Annotated in this window: 12 protein-coding genes and 1 pseudogene; 11 read left to right on the top strand and 2 right to left on the bottom strand. The window is 62.4% G+C overall.

Annotation, left to right across the window (positions count from 1 at the left end; all coding sequences use genetic code 11):
• Window positions 1–66 precede the first annotated feature (66 nt).
• On the bottom strand, window positions 67–2,529 hold the full coding sequence (locus BLR63_RS20515; RefSeq protein WP_370623258.1) for a penicillin-binding protein 1A: 2,463 nt from the start codon (window positions 2,527–2,529) through the stop codon (window positions 67–69).
• Between the two features lie 220 nt (window positions 2,530–2,749).
• On the opposite strand from BLR63_RS20515, the gene pilM reads away from it, so the two are divergent.
• From pilM to BLR63_RS31305, 11 genes and pseudogenes are all read left to right on the top strand, one after another.
• Window positions 2,750–3,403, top strand: coding sequence for a type IV pilus biogenesis protein PilM (pilM, locus tag BLR63_RS20510; protein WP_042946506.1), 654 nt, complete (start codon window positions 2,750–2,752; stop codon window positions 3,401–3,403).
• A complete protein-coding gene (locus BLR63_RS20505; protein ID WP_010563210.1) occupies window positions 3,400–3,954 on the top strand; it encodes a PilN domain-containing protein in 555 nt (184 codons plus the stop codon). Before pilM ends, BLR63_RS20505 begins: the two co-directional genes overlap by 4 nt.
• On the top strand, window positions 3,951–4,913 hold the full coding sequence (locus BLR63_RS20500; protein ID WP_010563211.1) for a pilus assembly protein PilP: 963 nt from the start codon (window positions 3,951–3,953) through the stop codon (window positions 4,911–4,913). Before BLR63_RS20505 ends, BLR63_RS20500 begins: the two co-directional genes overlap by 4 nt.
• A gap of 148 nt (window positions 4,914–5,061) precedes the next feature.
• A pseudogene (locus tag BLR63_RS20495) lies at window positions 5,062–6,309 on the top strand (type IV pilus secretin PilQ); the annotation flags it as partial.
• A 4-nt stretch (window positions 6,310–6,313) separates the two neighbouring features.
• A complete protein-coding gene (aroK, locus tag BLR63_RS20490; protein ID WP_010563213.1) occupies window positions 6,314–6,832 on the top strand; it encodes a shikimate kinase AroK in 519 nt (172 codons plus the stop codon).
• Between the two features lie 125 nt (window positions 6,833–6,957).
• Window positions 6,958–8,058: a 3-dehydroquinate synthase gene (aroB, locus tag BLR63_RS20485; RefSeq protein ID WP_010563214.1), complete on the top strand. Its 1,101-nt coding sequence runs from the start codon at window positions 6,958–6,960 to the stop codon at window positions 8,056–8,058.
• A 10-nt stretch (window positions 8,059–8,068) separates the two neighbouring features.
• Window positions 8,069–9,634, top strand: coding sequence for an SPOR domain-containing protein (locus BLR63_RS20480; protein WP_010563215.1), 1,566 nt, complete (start codon window positions 8,069–8,071; stop codon window positions 9,632–9,634).
• Between the two features lie 352 nt (window positions 9,635–9,986).
• Window positions 9,987–14,432, top strand: coding sequence for a glutamate synthase large subunit (gene gltB, locus BLR63_RS20470; RefSeq protein WP_010563216.1), 4,446 nt, complete (start codon window positions 9,987–9,989; stop codon window positions 14,430–14,432).
• Between the two features lie 32 nt (window positions 14,433–14,464).
• Window positions 14,465–15,883: an FAD-dependent oxidoreductase gene (locus tag BLR63_RS20465; protein ID WP_010563217.1), complete on the top strand. Its 1,419-nt coding sequence runs from the start codon at window positions 14,465–14,467 to the stop codon at window positions 15,881–15,883.
• A gap of 242 nt (window positions 15,884–16,125) precedes the next feature.
• Entirely contained in the window at window positions 16,126–17,193 is a 1,068-nt protein-coding gene (gene hemE / locus BLR63_RS20460; protein WP_010563218.1) for a uroporphyrinogen decarboxylase, read from the top strand.
• 220 nt (window positions 17,194–17,413) lie between these two features.
• On the top strand, window positions 17,414–17,554 hold the full coding sequence (locus tag BLR63_RS31305) for a cytochrome b family protein (protein WP_130926033.1): 141 nt from the start codon (window positions 17,414–17,416) through the stop codon (window positions 17,552–17,554).
• Here the strand turns inward: BLR63_RS31305 and BLR63_RS20455 are convergent.
• Entirely contained in the window at window positions 17,551–18,786 is a 1,236-nt protein-coding gene (locus BLR63_RS20455) for an MFS transporter (RefSeq protein WP_420876000.1), read from the bottom strand. The two genes, BLR63_RS31305 and BLR63_RS20455, sit on opposite strands and share 4 nt — an antisense overlap.
• Window positions 18,787–18,872: the final 86 nt, after the last annotated feature.

The following is an 18,872-nucleotide window of genomic DNA, read 5'->3' as shown; positions in this document are numbered from 1 at the left end:
CAAGCCGTGTGCAGATCCACATGTGGGAGGGAGCAAACCCCCTCCCACAGGATTGACCGCATTGGTCTAGAAGAGGTCGATCGGCGCCGCCTCGTCCGCCGGCAGCGGGCTACCCGGTGCCACGCCATTGCCCAGCTCGTTGATCGACGGCGGCGTGTCTTCGCTCTTGAACAGTTCGAAGTAGGCGTTCGGCGTGCTCGGCGAGGCCGCGCGGCCGCTGACCGGATCGATCCGCAGGCTGAGAATGCCTTCCGGTTCCGGCTGGGTGTGCAGCGGTTTGTCTTTCAGTGCCGCGCCCATGTAGCTCATCCAGATCGGCAGCGCGACGGTACCGCCGAACTCGCGGCGACCGAGGCTTTCCGGCTGGTCGTAGCCGGTCCACACCGTGGTCACGTAGTCGGCGTTATAGCCGGAGAACCAGGCATCCTTGGATTCGTTGGTGGTACCGGTCTTGCCCGCGATATCCGCACGGCCCAGGGCCATGGCGCGTCGGCCGGTGCCCTTCTTGATTACGTCCTCGAGGATGCTGTTGAGGATGTAGGTGGTGCGGGCATCCACCACGCGCTCGGCGACTGCGGGCGCTTGTGGTTCGGTCGGCGTGGCGCTGTTGGTGGCTGGAACTGCGCCCGGGGTCGGCTCGATGGTGATGCCGCCATTGCTCGGCGCCGCCAGGCCGTCAGTGGCCACCATGCCGTTGACCACATCACCCGGCACGCGAGGCGGGTTGGCGGTGAACAGGGTGTCGCCGTTGCGGCTTTCGATCTTCTCGATCAGGTACGGCGTGACTTTGTAGCCGCCGTTGGCAAAGGTGCTCCAGCCCGTGGCGATTTCCATCGGCGTGAGGGTCGCGGTGCCGAGGGCCAGGGAAAGGTTCGGCGGCAGGTCCGCCTTGTTGAAGCCAAAGCGCGTGATGTAGTCGATGGTCTTGCCCACGCCCATCGCTTGCAGCAAGCGGATCGACACCAGGTTGCGCGACTTGTATAGCGCCTCGCGGATACGGATCGGGCCGAGGAAGGTGTTGGTGTCGTTCTTCGGGCGCCAGACTTTGTCCAGGTATTCGTCGACGAACACGATCGGTGCATCGTTGACCAGGCTGGCGGCGGTGTAGCCATTATCCAGGGCGGCGCTGTAGATGAACGGCTTGAAGCTCGAACCCGGCTGACGCTTGGCCTGGGTCGCGCGGTTGTAGTTGCTCTGCTCGAAGGCAAAGCCGCCGACCAGGGCGCGGATCGCACCGTTCTGCGGGTCCAGCGACACCAGGGCGCCCTGGGCCAGCGGCACCTGGCTGAATTTGAGGCTGTCGTCCTTCAGGCGTTGCACGCGGATCAGGTCGCCCACTTGCGCGACGTCCGACGGTTGCTTGGGCATCGGGCCCATGCTGTTGGTGTTCAGGAATGGGCGCGCCCACTTCATGCTGTCCCAGGACACATGGGCTTCGCCGGTGCGGGTCAGCACCTGCACGCCATCTTTCTTCACTTGGGTGACGATGGCCGGCTCCAGGCCGCTGATCGGGCGCTGTTTGCTCAGCTCGGTGGTCCAGGCGCTGAGGGTCTTGCCCGGCAGGCGTGACTCGGGGCCGCGATAACCGTGGCGCTGATCGTAGGCGATCAGGCCGGAATGCACCGCGTCATTGGCGATTTCCTGCAAGTCGCTCGGAACGGTGGTGGTCACGCGAAAGCCTTCGGTGTAAGCGTCGCTACCGTAACGGCCGACCATCTCGGCGCGGGCCATTTCAGCGATGTACGGTGCGTTCACTTCCGGGGTCGGTACGTGGTAGCTGGCGTTCAACGGCTCGGCCACGGCACTTTCGTAAGCCGCCTGGTCGATCTTGCCCAGCTTGTACATGCGCCCCAGGATCCAGTCGCGACGCTCTTTGCTGCGCGCCGGGTTGGCCAGGGGGTTGAAGCGCGATGGCGCCTTGGGCAGGCCGGCAATCATTGCCATCTGCGCCAGGCTGGCGTCGCGAATCGACTTGCCGTAGTACACCTGGGAGGCCGCCTCGATCCCGTAGGCACGGTTGCCCAGGTAGATCTTGTTGACGTACAGCTCGAGGATCTCGTCCTTGGTCAGCTGGCGTTCGATCTGCAGGGCCAGGAGGATCTCGGTGGCTTTACGCGAAAAGCTGCGCTCGCTGGTGAGGAAGAAGTTCTTCGCCACCTGCATGGTGATGGTGCTGCCACCGGATTGAATGTGTCCGCTTTTTACCAATTGCGTGGCCGCGCGCACCAGGCTGCTGGGGTCGACGCCATAGTGGTTGGCGAAATTATCGTCTTCGGCCGACAGCAGGGCACTGATGAAATTGGGGGGAATGTCGGCAAAACGGATCGGTGTGCGGCGCATTTCGCCGAACTCCGCGATCAGTTTTTCATCGCTGCTGTAGACCCGCAAAGGAATCTGCAACTGGATACTTCTGAGGGCCTCTACGGAGGGCAAACCCGGACTAAGGTAGAGGTAGGCCCCGCTGAGTACGAGCAGCAGCCCGCAGACGATCGCGACAATGGAGTACCCGAAAAACTTCAGCAGACGAATCAAGGCTTTTGGATTTCCAGAGAAAAGAATGGGTTAGGCGTCGGGGCATGCATGGCAAACGATGGATCAACCCGAGCTGCAGATAAAAAGCGGGAAAAAACGCTGGGCATTAAAGCATTTTCGGCTTGGGGCGTCATTCGCGGCTCTTCGACAAGTCGACCGAATGCAGGGTGCCCGGCGGCAATCAGGCGGTATGACAGGCAAAGTTTTGGGGAGTTTTATGGGAAAAGGATTTTTCCGGCGAAAAGTCGACAGCCTTCTAGGCGTCGATATCAATGACACGGCCATCCGGTTGGTGGAGCTGGGCCGTTCGTCCACCGGCTACAGCGTTCAGGGCTATACCACGCAAGCGCTGCCCGCCCACGCGGTGGTCGACGGTGCAGTGCTGGATATCGAGGGTGTGGGGCGAGCCCTTCAGGCCGCGTTGTCGCGGCTGCACACATCGGCCCGGGGCGCTGCGGTTGCCGTGGCCGGGCCGTCGGTGATCACGCACGTCATCGAGATGGACGCCGGGCTCACCGATGACGAGATGGCCTGGATGATCCAGATGGAGGCGGACCAGTACATTCCCTATCCGCTGGACGATGTTGCCATCGATTTCCAGGTTCAGGGCCCGTCGGTCCAGGAGCCGGCGCGGGTACAGGTATTGCTGGCGGCTTGCCTGAAAGAACAGGTGGAGGCCCGCGAGGCGGTTTTGGCCTTGGCTGGCCTGGTGGCGAAGGTGGTGGACGTCGAAGGGTTTGCATTGGCGCGCGCTTGCGGTCAGGATTTCGCCAGCTTCACGCCGGGCCATCGAGTCGATGGCGCACAATGGGCCGTGGATGCCCCGGGGATGGGAATCGCTTGCGGGTTGGCCCTGAGGAGTTTCGCTTGAAGACACGAATCAATCTGTTGCCTTGGCGCCAGGCGCTGGTGGCGCGGCGGCGCAAGTATTTTCTCGCGCTGTTGCTGGCGTTTGCCGCTGTGGCACTTGCGGCCGTGTGGCTGGCGAACCAGGTGATCGATCAGGCGATTGACCGGCAGGTGACGCGCAACGACCACTTGGGCACGGACGTCGACATTCTGGACGCGCGCATCAAGACCATCGACGATCTACAGGCGCAAAGCCAGCAATTGGCGCGGCGCATGAAGGTCGTGCAGGACCTGCACGATGGCCGCTCGTCCGGGGCCCGCTTGCTGGACCAACTGGCGCGTGCGATGCCCGAGGGCGTGCATCTGCATGAAGTGGTGGCAAAGGGCGATACGCTGAATATCCGCGGCACTGCTGAGTCCAGCCAGGACATTGCCCGGTTGATGCGCAGCCTGGAGGCCTCCGAGAGCTCCCACAGCGCTCGGCTGCAGCAGGTGCGGACCGACGGCGCAAACGGTCAGAACGAATTCCAGCTGATGGTGCACCAGGCAGAGTCCTCCGAGGCCCAGCCATGAGCCTGCCCAGGCTCGACCTTTCCGCGCTCACTCACAACGCTGCAAATTGGCCTCTGCCTGGCAAGGCTTTGCTGGGTTGTGCGCTGGCCGCTGTGGTGCTGGTGGTGGGTAACCTCGCGTACCTGAGTCCATCGCGTGAGCAGTTGCGCCAGGCCGAGGCGCAGGAAGCGGCCCTGCGAGCGCAATTGGCGCAAAAGACCGCGTTGGCTGCCAGCCTTGAGGAACGGACCCATCAGCTTCAGCTTGACCAGGCCAAGGCTGACGAGCTCGTGCGACAGTTGCCGAGGGCATCCGAAATGCCCGGCTTGCTGGAGGACATTGCCCGGTTGGCGCTGGCCAATGGTTTGCTGGTCGAGAGCGTTGTCCCGCTGGATGAGCAGGCGGGGCCGTTCCACAGCGAGCGGTCCGTGCACATCGGCGTGGTGGGGGCTTATCACGACCTGGCGATGTTCGTGAGCGGCCTGGGTGGCCTGTCGCGAATCGCCACGGTGCACGACATTGCCCTGCGCCGTGATAGCACGCTGTTGCGCCTCGATCTGCGGGTCAAGACGTACTGGCATGCGCAACAAGGTGGGCGACTTTCCGTTCAGGCCGCGCCTTTCGTCTACGACCCGTCCGGGCTGCGCGATCCTTTTCAGCCGTTCGCCGCTCAGGTCGATCACCGGTCGGGGCGACTGGCCCGTGCACCGGATCTCGCCCGACCGCGTGGAGTGCTGGAACGCATCGCGGTGGATCGGTTTGAAATGGTCGGCACGCTGTCTCGTGACCTGCGCACGTTTGCCCTGCTGCGTGTGGCATCGCAAGTGCACCGGTTGGCGGTCGGCGACTACCTGGGGCCGGACCACGGTCGGGTCACGGCCATCCATGATGGGCATATCGAACTGGTGGAGCTGTTCCCCGATGAACAGGGCGCCTGGCTGGAGCGCTCGCGAACCCTCGTGTTAAACGTCAACTCATAACGGAATCGACTCAATGAAAAGGACTTTCCTGTCCTTCGGTGTGGCGCTATGGATAGCGTTCACAGCACCGATGGCTGCCGCTGTGCCCAATCGCGTGGATCTTATCCAGTTGCCGCCCCCCGGCAGTGCGACATCGAGCACCTATACCGGCGACACGCTGAACCTCAACTTCCAGAACATTGAGCTGCGCGCTGCGCTGCAGCAGATCGCCGACGTGGCGGGCCTCAACCTGGTGGCCGGTGACGATGTGCAGGGCTCGCTCACTTTGCGTCTCAAGGACGTGCCCTGGGACCAGGCGCTGGACCTGGTGTTGCAAGCCAAAGGCCTGGATAAGCGGGTCAAGGCTGGCGTATTGCTGGTGGCCCCGGCCGAGGAGTTGGCCGCCCGCGAACTGTTGACCCTGGAGTCGCGCAAGCAAATGGCCGAGCTGGCGCCCTTGCGCCGTGAGCTGTTGCAGGTCAATTACGCCAAGGCGGCAGACCTGGCCAAGCTGTTCCAGTCGGTGGCCGGCCTTGAGGGCAGCACCGATGAGCGGGGCTCGGTGGCGGTGGACGACCGCACCAATAACATCATTGCCTACCAGACCGGCGAGCGTCTGGAGGAACTGCGGCGGATCGTGGCGCAATTGGACGTGCCGGTGCGCCAGGTCATGATCGAGGCGCGGATTGTCGAGGCTAACGTCGACTACGACAAAAGTCTGGGGGTGCGCTGGGGTGGGCGGATCAATCGCGGTAACTGGGGCGCCGGCGGTCTCCAGAAACCCCTGGCCGAAGGCGCGGAACCCCCGCAGAACCCGCCCAGTTCGCCCTTTGTCGACGTGGGGGCGCTCGGCGGTACCTCCGGCCTGGGCATCGCCTTTATCACCGACAACCTGCTGTTGGACCTGGAACTGAACGCCATGGAGAAAACCGGCAACGGGGAAATCGTCTCGCAGCCCAAGGTGGTCACCTCCGACAAGGAAACCGCGCGCATCCTCAAGGGCACCGAGATTCCCTACCAGGAGTCCAGCTCCAGTGGCGCGACCTCGGTATCGTTCAAGGAGGCCTCGCTGTCACTGGAAGTCACGCCGCAGATCACCCCCGACGACCGGGTGATCATGGAGGTCAAGGTCACCAAGGATGAGCCCGACTACCTCAACAAACTCAACGACGTACCGCCCATCAAGAAAAACGAGGTCAACGCCAAGGTGCTGGTCAAGGATGGCGAGACCATCGTCATCGGTGGCGTTTTCTCCAATACCCAAAGCAAAGTGGTAGATAAGGTGCCATTTTTTGGCGATGTGCCGTATCTTGGCCGCCTTTTCCGGCGCGATGTGCTGGCGGAGAAAAAATCCGAGCTGCTGGTATTCCTGACTCCGCGTATTATGAATAACCAGGCGATTGCTGTGAGTCGTTGATTCTGTGCGAAATTTGATTCTTGTAGGACCGATGGGCGCTGGAAAAAGCACCATCGGCCGTTTGCTGGCCAAAGAGCTGCGCCTGCCATTCAAAGATTCCGACAAGGAAATTGAATTGCGCACGGGTGCCAATATCCCATGGATCTTCGATAAGGAAGGCGAGCTGGGCTTTCGCGATCGCGAGCAGGCAATGATTGCCGAGCTGTGCGACTGCGATGGCGTGGTATTGGCGACCGGCGGCGGCGCGGTGATGCGCGATGAAAACCGACGAGCGCTGCGTGCCGGTGGTCGGGTGGTCTATTTGCATGCATCGGTGGAGCAGCAAGTGGGCCGTACCGCCCGCGATCGCAATCGCCCGTTGCTGCGCACCGCCGATCCGGCCAAGACCCTGCGGGACCTGCTGGCGCTGCGCGATCCGCTGTATCGGGAAATCGCCGATCTGGTGGTGGAAACCGATGAGCGGCCACCCCGGATGGTGGTGCTCGACATTCTAGAGCGCCTGCAACGGCTGCCACCCCGTTAAAGCCAGGCCCGAAATGCGCTATTCTCGGCGGCGCGCCATCACCCTCCAGGGTGTGGCGTAGAGCCATCAGGCAGCGTCTGATCTCGACATTGCCGGTCGTCAATACATCTCTAACGCGGGGACACATGCAGACACTTAAGGTCGATCTAGGCGAGCGCAGCTACCCGATCCACATTGGCGAAGGTCTGTTGGACCAGCCCGAGTTGCTCGCGCCGCACATTGCCGGGCGGCAAGTGGCGATCATCTCCAACGAAACGGTCGCGCCGCTGTATCTTGAGCGTCTGAGCCGCAGCCTGGCGGCGTACTCGGTGATCTCCGTGGTCTTGCCGGACGGCGAGGCCCACAAGAACTGGGAAACCCTGCAACTGATCTTCGATGGCCTGCTCACGGCACGCCATGACCGCCGTACCACCATCGTTGCCCTGGGTGGCGGCGTGATCGGTGACATGGCCGGTTTTGCAGCCGCCTGTTACCAGCGCGGCGTGGACTTCATCCAGGTCCCGACCACCCTGCTGTCCCAGGTCGATTCGTCGGTGGGTGGCAAGACCGGCATCAACCACCCGCTGGGCAAGAACATGGTGGGCGCGTTCTATCAGCCCCAGGCTGTACTGATCGACACCGCGACCCTCAACACCTTGCCACCGCGCGAGCTGTCGGCGGGCCTGGCAGAAGTCATCAAGTATGGGCTGATCTGCGACGAGCCGTTCCTGACCTGGCTGGAAGAACATGTGGACGCACTGCGCGCCCTCGACCAGGTGGCGTTGACCGAAGCGATTTCCCGTTCCTGCGCGGCCAAGGCGTTGGTGGTCAATGCCGACGAACGGGAGTCCGGCGTGCGGGCCACCTTGAACCTGGGCCACACCTTCGGCCATGCGATCGAAACCCACATGGGCTATGGTGTGTGGTTGCATGGCGAGGCCGTAGCGGCTGGCACAGTGATGGCCTTGGAGATGTCGCAGCGCCTGGGCTGGATCAGCGCCCAGGAGCGTGATCGCGGTATCCGCCTGTTCCAGCGCGCCGGTTTGCCGGTGATCCCACCCCAGGAGATGACCGAGGCGGATTTCCTCGAACACATGGCGATAGACAAGAAAGTGATCGACGGTCGACTGCGACTGGTGCTGCTGCGCCGCATGGGCGAAGCGGTGGTGACCGACGATTATCCGAAAGAGATTTTACAGGCCACGCTGGGAGCGGATTACCGCGCCCTGGCCCAGCTTAAAGGTTAATAAAAGCCCGATGACTAGTTTGCATGCCGACGAGGCGTTCCTCGGCCATTACCAGTTAAGCCACGACCCCTTTGCCCCACGGGTGCCTGGTTTCAAATTTTTCCCCGCGCAGCGCAAGTCGGTGCTCGGGCAATTGCATCATCTCGCGCGTTACAGCCAGCTGTTGCTGGTCGTCACTGGCCCGCTGGGCAGCGGCAAGACCCTGCTGCGCCAGGCACTGGTCGCCAGTACCAACAAGCAATCGGTCCAAAGCGTGGTGGTGTCAGCCCGTGGCGCCGGGGATGCGGCGGGTGTGCTGCGTCAGGTTGCCCAGGCGCTGGATGTTTCCACTGCCGAGCCGAATGCGATCCTCAAGCAGATTGTGCAATTGGGCCTGACCGGCCAGGAAGTCTACCTGCTGGTGGATGATGCCGAGCAGCTCGACGAATCCGCCCTGGAAGCGCTGCTGGCACTGGCGGCGGGTACGCCGGAAGGTCGTCCGCATGTATTCCTGTTCGGTGAGTCGTCGTTGATCGCCGAACTCGAGCAGATCAGTGGCGATCAGGAACTGTTTCACGTTATCGAGTTGCAGCCGTACGAAGAGGAAGAAACCCGCGAATATCTGGCGCAACGCCTCGAAGGCGCCGGACAGGGCATCGAACTTTTTTCCGCCCAGCAGATCTCTGATATTCACGAAAGCTCGGACGGCTGGCCTGGCACCATCAATCAGGTCGCCCGCGATGCCATGATCGAAGCCATGATTGCTAGCCGCTCTGCGGTCAAGCGTCCAAAGATGGGGTTCACTATGCCTAAGAAGCACGTATTGGCTATTTCCGCCGTTGTCGTGGTTGCTGTTGCCGCCGCCTGGTTGATCCCGGGTCGCAACAAGGCGCCGACCACGACCGGTGCGCCAACCGAACAGGCGCAGTTGCCATTGGGCAAGCCCACGCCAAACGTCGAATTCGCCAACTCCGGCCAACCGACCAGCCTGCCGATGGTCGGCCAGCCGGTGATGCGCGGTCCGCTCGCCGAAGCAGCCGGCGGCATCTCCGAAGGCGACGACGGTGTGCCGGTGGAAGGCTCAAGCAGCACACCGCCGACCGTGACCACCACCTCGCCACCTGTGGGCGTGCCGGCGGGTCAGCCGGCCGCGAAACCTATTCCTGCGCCGACTGTCGCCACTGCCAAGCCTGCGCCTGTGACCAAGCCTGTCGCTCCTGCGCCTGCGCCAGCCGCCAAGCCCGCTCCGGCTCCAGCTGCCAAGCCGGTTGAAAAACCGGCAGCCACCGTCGCCAAGGCCGGCGCCACCGGCAGCAGCTGGTACACCAGCCAGCCGAGCGGTAACTTCGTGGTGCAGATCCTTGGCACCAGCTCCGAAGCCAATGCCCAGGCGTTCGTGAAAGAGCAGGGTGGCGAGTACCGTTACTTCAAGAAAGTGCTCAACGGCAAGCCGCTCTACGTGATCACTTACGGCAGCTTCTCCAGCCGTGCCGCCGCCGATACCGCTATCAAGGCCTTGCCAGCGAAGGTTCAGGCTGGTAAACCTTGGCCTCGCACTGTTGCCAGCGTTCAACAGGAACTGGCAACAACTCGCTGAAGATCCGGCGGCCTTACCCAGGCCGCCCTCCCGGCACCTCAAAAAAAATCCGCAAGTGCGTGCAGCCCTCAAGGCCGCGCGCTTTGTGGTGTCTGCGTTACAGTAGCTTTTGAGTCGTAGCGGTCAAAATTAAAAAAGTTTTGACTAGCACAGCATATCGCTTTAAACCTTTCATAAATGCGACATAGATTTGCGACATCTCGTCGCTAAATTTGTGAGCGTCTGTGTCGGTGTGTACAATGACCTCCCTTTTGCCCCTGCAAAGCCGGCGTACGTTCGGCGTGGAAGGTAACTGGTTGAATTGAAAAGAAATTCGCCTCGATATAAGAGGCAGCCTGGTGAGAAAGTGTCTATGAAAGCAGGTCTGTACCAACCCGATGAATTCAAGGATAACTGCGGTTTCGGCCTGATTGCCCACATGCAGGGCGAGCCCAGTCATACCCTTTTGCAAACGGCCATCGAGGCCCTGACCTGCATGACCCACCGCGGTGGGATCAACGCCGACGGCAAGACCGGTGACGGTTGTGGCTTGCTCATTCAAAAGCCCGACCTGTTCCTGCGCGCCATCGCCAAGGAGCATTTCGCGGTCGAGCTGCCCAAGCAGTACGCCGTGGGCATGGTGTTCTTCAACCAGGACCCGGTCAAAGCCGAAGCCGCTCGCGAGAACATGAACCGCGAGATCCTCGCCGCCGGCCTGCAGCTCGTCGGCTGGCGCAAAGTGCCGATCGACACCAGTGTGCTCGGCCGCCTGGCCTTGGAGCGCCTGCCGCAGATCGAACAAGTGTTCATCGCGGGCGACGGCCTGAGCGACCAGGACATGGCGATCAAGCTGTTCACATCGCGTCGCCGTTCGTCCGTGTCCAATGCCGCCGACACCGACCACTACATCTGCAGCTTTTCCCACAAGACCATCATTTATAAAGGCCTGATGATGCCGGCGGACTTGACCGCCTTCTATCCGGACCTGAGCGATGAGCGCCTGCAAACCGCGATCTGCGTGTTCCACCAGCGCTTCTCCACCAACACCCTGCCGAAATGGCCGCTGGCCCAGCCATTCCGCTTCCTCGCCCACAACGGCGAGATCAACACCATCACCGGCAACCGCAACTGGGCCGTGGCCCGTCGCACCAAGTTCGCCAACGATCTGATGGACCTGGAAGAACTCGGCCCGCTGGTCAACCGCGTCGGCTCCGACTCCTCCAGCATGGACAACATGCTCGAACTGATGGTCACCGGCGGCATCGACCTGTTCCGTGGCGTGCGCATGATCATTCCGCCAGCGTGGCAGAACGTCGAGACCATGGACCCCGATCTGCGGGCGTTCTATGAGTACAACTCGATGCACATGGAACCGTGGGACGGCCCGGCCGGCGTGGTCATGACCGATGGTCGCTACGCAGTGTGCCTGCTCGACCGTAACGGCCTGCGCCCGGCGCGTTGGGTGACCACCACCAACGGTTTCATCACCCTGGCGTCGGAAATCGGCGTGTGGAACTACCAGCCGGAAGACGTGATCGCCAAAGGCCGCGTCGGCCCTGGCCAGATCCTGGCCGTGGACACCGAAACCGGGCAGATCCTCGACACCGATGCGATCGACAACCGCTTGAAGTCCCGTCACCCGTATAAGCAATGGCTGCGCAAGAACGCCCTGCGCATCCAGGCGACCATGGAAGACAACGACCACGGTTCGGCGTTCTATGACGTCGACCAGCTCAAGCAGTACATGAAGATGTACCAAGTCACGTTCGAAGAGCGCGACCAGGTGCTGCGTCCACTCGGCGAGCAAGGCTACGAAGCGGTCGGCTCCATGGGTGACGATACGCCGATGGCCGTGCTGTCCCAGCGCGTGCGCACGCCATACGACTATTTCCGCCAGCAGTTCGCCCAGGTGACCAACCCACCGATCGACCCGCTGCGCGAAGCCATCGTGATGTCCCTGGAAGTGTGCCTCGGTGCCGAGCGCAACATCTTCCAGGAATCGCCTGATCACGCCTCCCGCGTGATCCTCAGCTCGCCGGTCATTTCCCCGGCCAAATGGCGCTCGTTGATGACCCTGGATCGCCCAGGCTTCGACCGCCAGATCATCGACCTGAACTACGACGAGAGCATCGGCCTTGAAGCCGCGGTGCGCAACGTCGCCGACCAGGCCGAAGAAGCCGTGCGCGCCGGGCGTACCCAGATCGTGCTGACCGACCGTCACATCGCACCGGGTAAGCTGCCGATCCACGCTTCCCTGGCCACCGGCGCGGTGCACCACCGCCTGACCGAAAAAGGCCTGCGCTGCGACTCCAACATCCTTGTGGAAACCGCCACCGCCCGCGATCCGCATCACTTTGCGGTGCTGATCGGTTTCGGCGCCTCGGCGGTGTACCCGTTCCTGGCATACGAAGTGCTGGGCGACCTGATCCGTACCGGTGAAGTGCTGGGCGACCTCTACGAGGTGTTCAAGAACTACCGCAAAGGCATCACCAAGGGCCTGCTCAAGATCCTGTCGAAGATGGGCATCTCCACCGTCACTTCGTACCGTGGCGCGCAGTTGTTCGAGGCCATCGGCCTGTCGGAAGAAGTCTGCGAACTGAGCTTCCGTGGCGTGCCGAGCCGCATCAAGGGTGCGCGTTTCGTCGACATCGAAGCCGAACAGAAAGCCCTGGCGGCCGAAGCCTGGAGCGCGCGCAAGCCGATCCAGCAAGGCGGCCTGCTCAAGTTCGTCCACGGTGGCGAGTACCACGCCTACAACCCGGACGTGGTCAGCACCCTGCAAGCCGCCGTGCAGCAGGGCGACTACACCAAGTTCAAGGAATACACCGCGCTGGTGGATAACCGCCCGGTGTCGATGATCCGCGACCTGTTCAAGGTGAAAACCCTGGACACGCCGCTGGCCATCAGCGAAATCGAACCGCTGGACTCGATCCTCAAGCGCTTCGACTCCGCCGGTATTTCCCTGGGCGCCTTGTCGCCCGAGGCGCACGAAGCCCTGGCCGAAGCCATGAACCGCCTGGGTGCGCGTTCCAACTCCGGCGAAGGCGGCGAAGACCCGGCGCGCTACGGCACCATCAAGAGCTCGAAAATCAAGCAAGTCGCCACTGGCCGTTTCGGCGTGACCCCGGAATACCTGGTCAACGCCGAAGTGCTGCAGATCAAAGTCGCCCAGGGTGCCAAGCCCGGTGAAGGTGGCCAGCTGCCAGGCGGCAAGGTCAACGGTCTGATCGCCAAGCTGCGTTACGCGGTACCGGGTGTGACCCTGATCTCGCCGCCACCGCACCACGACATCTACTCGATCGAAGACTTGTCGCAGCTGATTTTCGACCTCAAACAAGTCAACCCGCAGGCCCTGGTCTCGGTGAAACTGGTTGCCGAAGCCGGCGTGGGCACCATTGCCGCCGGTGTGGCCAAGGCTTATGCCGACCTGATCACCATCTCCGGCTACGACGGCGGCACTGGCGCATCGCCGCTGACCTCCATCAAGTACGCTGGCGCACCGTGGGAACTGGGTCTGGCCGAGACCCACCAGACCCTGCGCGGCAACGACCTGCGCGGCAAAGTCCGGGTGCAGACCGACGGCGGCCTGAAAACCGGCCTCGACGTGATCAAGGCCGCGATCCTCGGCGCCGAAAGCTTCGGCTTCGGCACCGCGCCGATGATCGCCCTGGGCTGCAAATACCTGCGCATCTGCCACCTGAACAACTGCGCCACCGGCGTCGCCACTCAGAACGAGAAGCTGCGCAAGGATCACTACATCGGCACCGTCGACATGGTGGTGAACTTCTTCACCTACGTCGCCGAAGAGACCCGTGAGTGGCTGGCCAAGCTGGGCGTGCGCTCCCTCGAAGAGCTGATCGGCCGTACCGATCTGCTGGACATCCTCGAAGGCCAGACCGCCAAGCAACAACACCTGGACCTGACGCCGCTGTTGGGCAGCGATCACATCCCGGCAGACAAGCCACAATTCTGCCAGGTGGACCGCAACCCGCCGTTCGACAAGGGCCTGCTGGCCGAGAAGATGGTCGAGATGGCCGCTTCGTCGATCAACGACGCCAGCGGCGGCGAATTCAGCATGGACATTTGCAACTGCGACCGCTCCATCGGCGCACGCATCTCCGGCGAAATCGCGCGTAAGCACGGCAACCAGGGCATGGCCAAGGCGCCGATCACCTTCCGCTTCAAGGGCACCGCGGGCCAGAGCTTCGGCGTATGGAACGCCGGCGGCCTGCACATGTACCTGGAAGGTGACGCCAACGACTACGTGGGCAAGGGCATGACCGGCGGCAAGCTGGTGATCGTTCCGCCTAAAGGCAGCGTCTACAAGACCCAGGACAGTGCCATCATCGGCAACACCTGCTTGTACGGCGCCACCGGCGGCAAGCTGTTCGCCGCCGGTACTGCCGGTGAGCGTTTCGCCGTGCGTAACTCCGGTGCCCACACCGTGGTGGAAGGCACTGGCGATCACTGCTGCGAGTACATGACCGGGGGCTTTGTCGCGGTACTGGGCAAGACCGGTTACAACTTCGGTTCGGGCATGACCGGCGGTTTCGCCTACGTGCTCGACCAGGACAACACCTTCGTCGACCGGGTCAACCACGAGTTGGTCGAGATCCAGCGGATCAGCGGCGAAGCGATGGAATCCCACCGTAACCACTTGCAGCACGTGCTGGACGAGTACGTCGAGGAAACCGGCAGCGAATGGGGTCGTAACCTCGCCGAGAACCTTGATGATTACCTGCGTCGTTTCTGGCTGGTCAAGCCCAAGGCTGCCAACCTGAAATCGTTGCTTTCCAGCATCCGTGCCAACCCGCAGTGATATGCGCCTGAAGAGTTTGATGAGGTTTTAACATGGCTGAACGTCTGAATAACGACTTCCAGTTCATCGATGTCGGGCGCAAAGATCCGAAGAAGAAACTGTTGCGTCAACGCAAGAAAGAGTTCGTGGAAATCTACGAACCCTTCAAACCCCAGCAGTCGGCCGACCAGGCCCACCGCTGCCTGGGCTGCGGTAACCCGTATTGCGAATGGAAGTGCCCGGTGCACAACTTCATTCCCAACTGGCTCAAATTGGTGGCCGAGGGCAACATCCTCGCCGCCGCCGAGCTGTCGCACCAGACCAACACCCTGCCGGAAGTCTGCGGCCGGGTGTGCCCGCAGGACCGTCTGTGCGAGGGTGCCTGCACCCTCAACGACGGCTTCGGCGCGGTGACCATCGGTTCGGTGGAGAAGTACATCACCGACACCGCGTTCGCCATGGGCTGGCGTCCGGACATGTCCAAGGTCAAGCCGACCGGCAAGCGCGTGGCGATCATCGGCGCGGGCCCGGCGGGCCTGGGCTGCGCTGACGTGCTGGTGCGCGGCGGCGTGACTCCGGTGGTGTTCGACAAGAACCCGGAAATCGGCGGCCTGCTGACCTTCGGTATCCCCGAGTTCAAGCTGGAAAAAACCGTGCTGAGCAATCGTCGCGAAGTGTTCACCGGCATGGGCATTGAGTTCCGCCTGAATACCGAAGTCGGCAAAGACGTGACCATGGAGCAACTGCTCGCCGAATACGATGCCGTATTCATGGGCATGGGCACCTACACCTACATGAAGGGCGGCTTTGCCGGCGAGGACCTGCCGGGCGTGTATGACGCGCTCGACTTCCTGATCGCCAACGTCAACCGCAACCTGGGCTTCGAAAAGTCGCCGGAAGACTTCGTCGACATGAAAGGCAAGAAGGTCGTGGTACTGGGCGGTGGCGACACCGCGATGGACTGCAACCGTACCTCGATCCGCCAGGGCGCCAAGTCGGTGACCTGTGCCTATCGTCGTGACGAAGCCAACATGCCGGGTTCGCGCAAAGAGGTGAAGAACGCCAAGGAAGAAGGCGTGAAATTCCTCTACAACCGCCAGCCGATCGCGATTGTCGGTGAAGACCGTGTCGAAGGCGTGAAGGTGGTCGAGACCCGTCTCGGCGAACCGGACGCCCGTGGCCGTCGCAGCCCCGAGCCGATCCCTGGCTCCGAAGAGATCATCCCGGCCGACGCCGTGGTCATCGCCTTCGGCTTCCGTCCAAGCCCGGCGCCGTGGTTCGAGCAGTTCCAGATCCAGACCGACAGCCAGGGCCGCGTCGTCGCCCCGGAACAAGGCCAGTACAAGCACCAGACCAGCAACCCGAAAATCTTCGCCGGTGGCGACATGGTGCGTGGCTCTGACCTGGTGGTAACGGCGATCTTCGAAGGCCGCAACGCCGCCGAAGGCATCCTGGACTACCTGCAAGTCTGACCCCGATCCCGGGTTGAAATGGGATCAAAAGGTGGGAGGGGGCTTGCTCCCGATAGCGGTGTATCAGTCACAGTCTCTGTCACTGAACCACCGCGATCGGGAGCAAGCCCCCTCCCACATTGGGTTTTGATGTGCCCAAGAGATTGTCGTAAATCAACCCGATAGATAAAAGGCACGGCTCATTCCGTGCCTTTTACGTCGCGCTCTGAGAAAATGCCCGCACTTTTTTTGCGGATGCCGACATGACTGCCCTCAAGAACGACCGTTTCCTTCGTGCCCTGCTCAAGCAACCCGTGGACGTCACCCCTGTGTGGATGATGCGCCAAGCCGGTCGCTACCTGCCGGAATACCGCGCCAGCCGTGCCCAGGCCGGCGACTTCATGAGCCTGTGCATGAACCCGGAGTTCGCCTGCGAAGTCACCCTGCAACCGTTGGACCGCTACCCAGAGCTGGACGCGGCCATCCTGTTCTCCGATATCCTCACCATCCCTGACGCCATGGGCCAAGGCCTATACTTCGAGACCGGCGAAGGCCCGCGTTTCAAGAAGGTCATCAGCACCCTGGCCGACATCGAAGCGCTGCCGATTCCCGACCCGCACAAAGACCTCGGTTACGTGATGGACGCCGTCAGCACCATCCGCCGCGAGCTCAATGGTCGCGTACCGCTGATCGGCTTCTCCGGCAGCCCCTGGACCTTGGCCACCTACATGGTCGAAGGCGGTTCGTCGAAAGACTTCCGCAAGACCAAGGCCATGCTCTACGACAACCCCCAAGCCATGCACCTGTTGCTGGACAAGCTGGCGCAGTCGGTCATTTCCTACCTCAACGGCCAGATCATGGCCGGCGCACAAGCAGTGCAGATCTTCGACACCTGGGGTGGCAACCTGTCGGCGGCGGCGTACCAGGAGTTCTCCCTGGCCTACATGCGCAAGATCGTCAGCGGCCTGATCCGCGAACACGAAGGCCGCAAGGTGCCGGTGATCCTGTTCACCAAGGGTGGCGGCCTGTGGCTGGAAAGCATCGCCGATGCCGGCGCCGATGCCCTCGGCCTGGACTGGACCTGCGACATCGGCGACGCCCGTCGTCGTGTCGGCGATAAAGTCGCGCTGCAAGGCAACATGGACCCGACCGTGCTTTACGCCAAACCGGAAGCCATCTGCACCGAAGTCGGACGCATCCTGGCCAGCTACGGCAAGGGCAGCGGGCATGTGTTCAACCTGGGTCACGGCATTACGCCGGAAGTGAACCCGGAACATGCCGGCGCGTTCCTGCGCGCGGTGCATGAGTTGTCGGCGCAGTATCACGAGTAACAGCGTCCCCGCCTGAATCGAGCCCCCGTCTGCCCGGCAGACGGGGGCTCGTTGCGTTTCAGCTCTGGTTAAGTCCTGCCTTGGTACGCTGTGGCCTTTAGGACTTCTCCTACGGCTGCCGTTATCCGCCCAAGAAAAAATCCTGCCCGACTTTTCTACTCGCCAGTCATTGGCGTTCGTTGTCAGGTGATCGCTGGATGAATACCGCTGACTATTCAACGTGCCAGAAACTGCTGCATTGGGTTTCGGCCGTCATCATCGTGTGGGCGTGGCCTTGTTGCTGATGCTGGTGATGCACATCGGCGCCGTGGTCATGCACGAGCGCCGGGGCAAGCGGGTGATGGAGCGGATGTTGTTCTAGGGGGCTACGTCTCGAGCCGAGGGCAACGGCGGCAACTTCGCCAGTTTCAACGCCACCAGCAACGCGCCGATCAACAGCGCGACGATAAACGCGCCAATCCCGTTCCAGCCGGCCAAATGCCAGAAGAACCCTCCCGTGGTGCCGGCAACGCTCGACCCTGCGTAGTAGCAGAACAGGTACAGCGACGACGCTTGCCCCTTGGCCTTGAGCGCACGGCGACCGATCCAACTGCTGGCCACCGAATGGGCGCCGAAGAAACCGAAGGTGAAGATCAGCATGCCCGGCACCACCAGCCACAGCGGGGTGAACAGGGTTAGGGCGATGCCGCCGAGCATCGACACGATGGTGGCCCACAGCACGCTGCGGCGGCCGAGGCGGTCGGCCAGGGCGCCGATTTTCGCCGAGCTGTAGATACCCGACAGGTACACCAGCGACAGCAGGCCGACCACGGCCTGGCTCAGATGGTACGGGTCGGCCAGCAGGCGGTAGCCGATGTAGTTGAACATCGTCACGAACGCGCCCATCAGCAGGAAGGCTTCGAGGAATAGCCACGGCAGGCCGGCGTCCTTGAAGTGCATGACGAAGCCGTTCACCAGGCTGCGCGGCCGCAGGCTGGCGGCGCGGAAGTTGCGCGACTCGGGGAGGATTTTCCAGAACACCGTGGCCGCGATCAGCGCCAGGGCGCCGATGATCAGCATTGCGGTGTGCCAGCTGACGAAGTCGATCAATACCCCGATGATCAGCCGCCCACTCATGCCGCCAATCGCGTTGCCGCCGATGTACAGGCCCATGGCCAGGCCGATGTGCTGCGGGTGGATTTCTTCGCTCAGGTAGGTCATCGCCACGGCGGCCAGGCCGCTCAACGACAGCCCCACCAGCGCGCGCATCAGCAGAATCCCTTCCCAGGTCGGCATCAACCCGCTGGCGATGGTGGCCAGGGCCGCGCAGAACAATGCGGCAACCATCACCGGCTTGCGCCCCAGGGTGTCGGAAACCGGACCGGTGATCAGCAGACCCAGGGCGAGCATCGCCGTGGACACCGACAGGATCAGACTGCTCTGCGCCGCATTGATGGCAAATTCATGGGACAGCGCCGGCATCATCGGCTGCACGCAATACAACAGGGCAAAGGTAGCGAAGCCGCCGGAAAACAGCGCCAGCACCGTGCGCATGAACATCGGTGTGCCTTTTTCGATATACGCGTCGTTGAGCTGGGCCACCACCTCATCCAGGGCGGTCGGCGGGACTTCTTGAGCGTAGGGAGCGACAGCAGATTTCACGGGGACCTCGGCGGGGAAGCGCGTACCAGGGTTGGCAA

It is taken from the genome of Pseudomonas extremaustralis (assembly GCF_900102035.1).
GTDB classification, from domain to species: domain Bacteria; phylum Pseudomonadota; class Gammaproteobacteria; order Pseudomonadales; family Pseudomonadaceae; genus Aquipseudomonas; species Aquipseudomonas extremaustralis.
This window is presented reverse-complemented; position numbering and strand designations above follow the sequence as displayed.